This is a genomic window from Burkholderia sp. Ac-20384, from assembly GCF_017104605.1.
Classification (GTDB): Bacteria; Pseudomonadota; Gammaproteobacteria; order Burkholderiales; family Burkholderiaceae; genus Burkholderia; species Burkholderia lata.
Genome location: NZ_JAAGPE010000490.1, coordinates 1 through 4,103, shown reverse-complemented (window position 1 = coordinate 4,103; position 4,103 = coordinate 1). Strand labels below are relative to the sequence as shown.

The 4,103-nt window shown below is 69.0% G+C and carries 4 protein-coding genes and 2 pseudogenes; 3 read left to right on the top strand and 3 right to left on the bottom strand.

All coding sequences use genetic code 11. The annotated features are described in order from the left end of the window. Positions 1–180, bottom strand: a pseudogene (locus tag G3O00_RS40375) (FAA hydrolase family protein); the annotation flags it as partial. Positions 181–452: 272 nt separating this feature from the next. Here G3O00_RS40375 and G3O00_RS40370 point away from each other — a divergent pair. Beyond that, positions 453–1,112: a GntR family transcriptional regulator gene (locus tag G3O00_RS40370; RefSeq protein ID WP_041492519.1), complete on the top strand. Its 660-nt coding sequence runs from the start codon at positions 453–455 to the stop codon at positions 1,110–1,112. Positions 1,113–1,150: 38 nt separating this feature from the next. Here G3O00_RS40370 and G3O00_RS40365 read toward each other — a convergent pair whose 3' ends face one another. Beyond that, positions 1,151–2,074, bottom strand: coding sequence for a dihydrodipicolinate synthase family protein (locus G3O00_RS40365; RefSeq protein WP_206146334.1), 924 nt, complete (start codon positions 2,072–2,074; stop codon positions 1,151–1,153). A gap of 38 nt (positions 2,075–2,112) precedes the next feature. Continuing rightward, on the bottom strand, positions 2,113–3,063 hold the full coding sequence (locus tag G3O00_RS40360; protein WP_206146333.1) for an alpha/beta fold hydrolase: 951 nt from the start codon (positions 3,061–3,063) through the stop codon (positions 2,113–2,115). Between the two features lie 207 nt (positions 3,064–3,270). Between G3O00_RS40360 and G3O00_RS40355 the strand changes: the two genes are divergently transcribed. Both G3O00_RS40355 and G3O00_RS40350 read left to right on the top strand, forming a co-directional pair. Further along, complete coding sequence (locus G3O00_RS40355) at positions 3,271–3,696, top strand: VOC family protein (protein WP_206146332.1); 426 nt, start codon at positions 3,271–3,273, stop codon at positions 3,694–3,696. Beyond that, a pseudogene (locus tag G3O00_RS40350) lies at positions 3,693–4,103 on the top strand (2-hydroxyacid dehydrogenase); the annotation flags it as partial. The gene G3O00_RS40355 and the pseudogene G3O00_RS40350, both read left to right, overlap by 4 nt.

Here is a 4,103-nt window from a genome sequence, read left to right as displayed (position 1 = left end):
CGCGACGGTCTGCGCGCCGCGCAACGGCCAGTCCGCGACCAGCGTGTCGACGTCGAGCGGCGCATCGTCGCCGGTTGCCCGTTGCAGCACGGCCTGCGCGTCGTACAGCGCGCCCTCCATCGCGAGCCCTGCCGCGACGCGGCCATTCAGTTCATACGTTGCGATACCGAACCAGATCACGGTTGTCCTCTTTTGTCGTCGTCAAGCGGGGACGAGTGACGCGTATACAATAAATCACTCGTGTATTCATTTGATATTTCTCGTATACTCCTATCGGGTCGGAAACGAATTCCGCGTACCCTGCGCGGCGGGTCCGGTCCGGCGCCGCGCCCCGCAAATTGAGCGGCCCCGGCGGCTGGCGCATAATGGGCCGGCCCTGCGGCCACGCCTTTTCGCGCGGTTCCCGGCCGGCAGGTATGGCCGCCGGCGCTGTCCACACCACACACGACACGATGACCACGCTCTCTTCCAAGATCTATCGCCTGCTGTTCGACGAGATCATCGACGGCACGCTCGAACCGGGGCAGAAGCTCGAGGAAATCGCGCTTGCCGAGCGGTTCAACGCGTCGCGCACGCCGATCCGCGAAGCGCTGCGCGAGCTGGCCGCGCGCGGGATGGTCGAACTGACGCCGCGCAAGGGCGTGGTGGTCGCGCAATTCAGCCTCGACGAACTCGCCGACATGCTCGAAGCGATGTGCGAGCTCGAGGCGCTGTGCTGCCGGCTCAGCGCGCAGCGGATGAGCGTCGTCGAGAAGAAGCAGCTCGAGGAGCTGCAGGTCGAGATGAACGAAGCGATCGCGCGCGGCGACGAGGCCGAGTACTTCCAGCTCAACCGCGAATTCCACGAACTGATCTGCAAGGGCGCGCAAAGCAAGTCGCTCGCGTCGATCATCGCGGTGCAGCGGCAGCGCCTTGCGGGCTTTCGCGCCGCGCAACCCGCGTCGCCGAAGCGTTTCGAGGCGGCCACCGACGAGCACCGCGAGATCGTCGACGCGATCCTCGCCGCCGAACCCGAGCGCGCGTACAACGCGATGCGCGACCACACCGCTCGGCTGTCGATCGTCGTGCTCGGCCGGCTCAAGCGCCAGCGCAACGAGCGCGAATCGATCTGACGGCACACCGGCGCGGCCGCGCATCGCGTTGAGCCGCGTCATGCACGTGCCTCGTCGATCGACGGCATCGTGAAGCCGAGCGCGTCGAGCTGCGCGAGCAGCGCGCGCACGTCGGCCGGTGCATGCGGTGTAAGCGGTGCGCGCACGCGCGCCCAGTCGCCGTGCCGCGTGAAATGCGCGACCACGGCCTTCAACGCGGCAATCATCGACGGCGATTGCAGCGCGGTGCGCACGGTCGACACGCGCCCTTCCCACGTTGCGCGTTCGACGGCCGTCGGCGCCGCGAGCAGTTGCGCGATCGCGTGCGGCTGCAGGTTCGCGGTCGCCGAGATGCAGCCGGCCGCCCCCAGCGGCAGCGCCCGCCCGAGCAGCGCCTCCGACGCGGGAAACACCGCGAAGCCCGGAAAGCGCTCGAGCATCGTCACCGTATTCGCCCAGTCGCCCGAACTGTCCTTGATCCCGACCACCGTGCGCGGATACGCGGCGACCAGCCGCTCGATCAGCGTGTGCGTGATCGGCACGCCCGTCAGTTGCGGGATGTGATACAGCAGCACGCGCAGCCGGTCCGAGCCGACCGCGTCGATCACGCCCGCGTAATACGCGAACAATCCTTCATCGCTCACGCCCTGGTAGAAGAACGGCGGCAGCATCAGCACGCCCGCGCAGCCGGCCTCGACCGCGTGGCGCGTCAGCGCGATCGCATCCGGCAGCGCGCATGCGCCGGTGCCGGGCAATACCTGCGCGGGATCGATGTCGGCGGCCGCGATCCGGTCGAGCAGCATGCAGCGCTCGGCGACGCTCAGCGAGTTCGCCTCGCTGTTGGTGCCGAACGGCGCGAGGCCCGCGCCCTGCCCGACCAGCCAGCGGCAGAACGCGACGAAGCGCGGCGCGTCGATCGACCCGTCGGCGCGAAACGGCGTGAGGACGGGCGCGAACACGCGCGGCGTGGCGAAGGCGGACATGCGGGAGTCTCCGGTTGGATGAGTCGATCGGCGGGCAGTCATGCGCAGGCGCTGAAGAAATCCAGCATCGCGTCGCCCAGCAGCGTTTCGCCCGAATCGAAATGGGCGACCACCGACGTGTGGTTGTGGCGCGGCATCTGCATGAAGCGCGGCGTGCGCCCCGGGCGGCGCTCGCGCTGCCGCGCGCGCGCGACACGCTCGAAGAACGCGGCGCCGTACACGTCGAGATACGGGTTCTCGTATTCGGCGACGACGATCATCAGCGGCACGTCGATGCGCTCCGCGTACGCGAGCGGCGAGCGCGCGGCGTAGCGCGACGGGTCGTCGCCGAAATACGCGCGCACGCCGGCCGCGTTCGGGTTGTCGGGCAGCGTGTCGGCCGCGAGCCGCGCGCTGACCAGCACGGCGCCGGCCACGCGTTCGCCGCGCCGCGCGTCGAGCAGCGGATCGCCGAGATACGTGGCGACATGCGCGCCGCCCGCCGAATGCCCGACGATGAAGATCCGCCCCGGATGGCCGCCGTATGACGCGACATGCGCACGCGTCCACTCGAGCGCCGCGGCAAGGTCCTGCGCGCCGGCCGGATACGGCGCATCGGGCGCCAGCCGGTATTCGACGTTGATCGCAACGTAACCGTGGCGCGCGAACCAGCGCGGCACGTTGTCGTAGATCAGCCCGTTGATGCTCTTGCGGCCGCGCACGAACGCGCCGCCATGCACGAACAGCACGACGTCGGCCGGCGCACCCTGACGGGTCGCGTGCTGCACGAACACGTCGAGACGCTGGCGCGCGTCAGGCCCGTACGGAATGTCGCGCTCGATCTCGCAGCCGAGGTCCGTCGCCGCCCGCGCGGCGACGAGCGGCGTGTACGTATCGATCACCCAGTCGCGGTGCGCGTCGATGTCCAGCCCCCAGACGGCGCCGATCTCGGCGAAGCGCGCCCTCAGCGCTTCCGACAGATTCCCCAGCGGTTCCTGCCAAGCGTGCATCCCCTGCCTCCCTGCATGACGGCTAGCGGCCGGCGCGAGCCGGTGTTTCGCCGTTCGAACGGCGATGGGGACCATTCTGGTATATAAATCTCGTTTTGTGTATACACAATCACTACGTAGTATACCCAATGAGATTCCAGGCATTTTTGCGCGACAGTCACGCCCACGCACTCATCCGTCGCACGCCGACACTCTTCAAGGACACCCATGGACAAGCTTCGCCACATCGCGCTTTCGGTCGACGATCCGGAGGCGGCCGCGCAATTCTTCGAGCGCGCGTTCGGCATGCGCCGCGCGGGCAAAGCGATGCGCGGGATCTACATGACGGACGGCACGATCAACGTCGCGCTGCTGAACTTCAAGGACGAGACGGTGCCCGGCTATGCGGGCCTGAAAGACGTGCGCGGCGTGATCCATTTCGGGATGTGGGTGGACGACGTCGATGCGACCGCCGAGCGCGTCGTCGCGGCCGGCGGCACCTACCTGACCGGCCGGCACGAGCAGGACCCGAACGTGTTCTACGAAGTGAAGTACCGGATGCCAGACGGCACCGTGTTCGACATCACGTCGAACGGCTGGAAGGGCGCGGTGAAGGAAGTCGTGCCGGCCGGCGCGGCGGGCACGCAGCCGTGACCGCGCGGCCTGGGGTACTCGCGCTGGTGCCGCTGCCCGACACGACGCGCGATGCGCTGCGGCGCGACTACGTGCTGCACGATCACCCGGATGGAATCCCGGCCGACTTCGCGGCAGCCGGCACGATCCGCGCGGTCGTGACCAACGGCACCTGCGGGCTCGACGACGCACGCATGGCAAGCCTGCCCGCACTCGAAATCGTCTGCGCATTCGGCGCCGGCTACGAGAACGTCGACATTGCGGCCGCCGCGCGGCGCGGCATCGTCGTCACGCACGCGCCGGGCACCAATGCGTCGACCGTCGCCGACCACGCGATCGGCATGCTGCTCGCGCTCGCGCGCGGCTATGCGCCGCTCACCGGCGCGGTACGGGCCGGCCGCTGGCATGCGTCGCGCACCGCCCGGCCG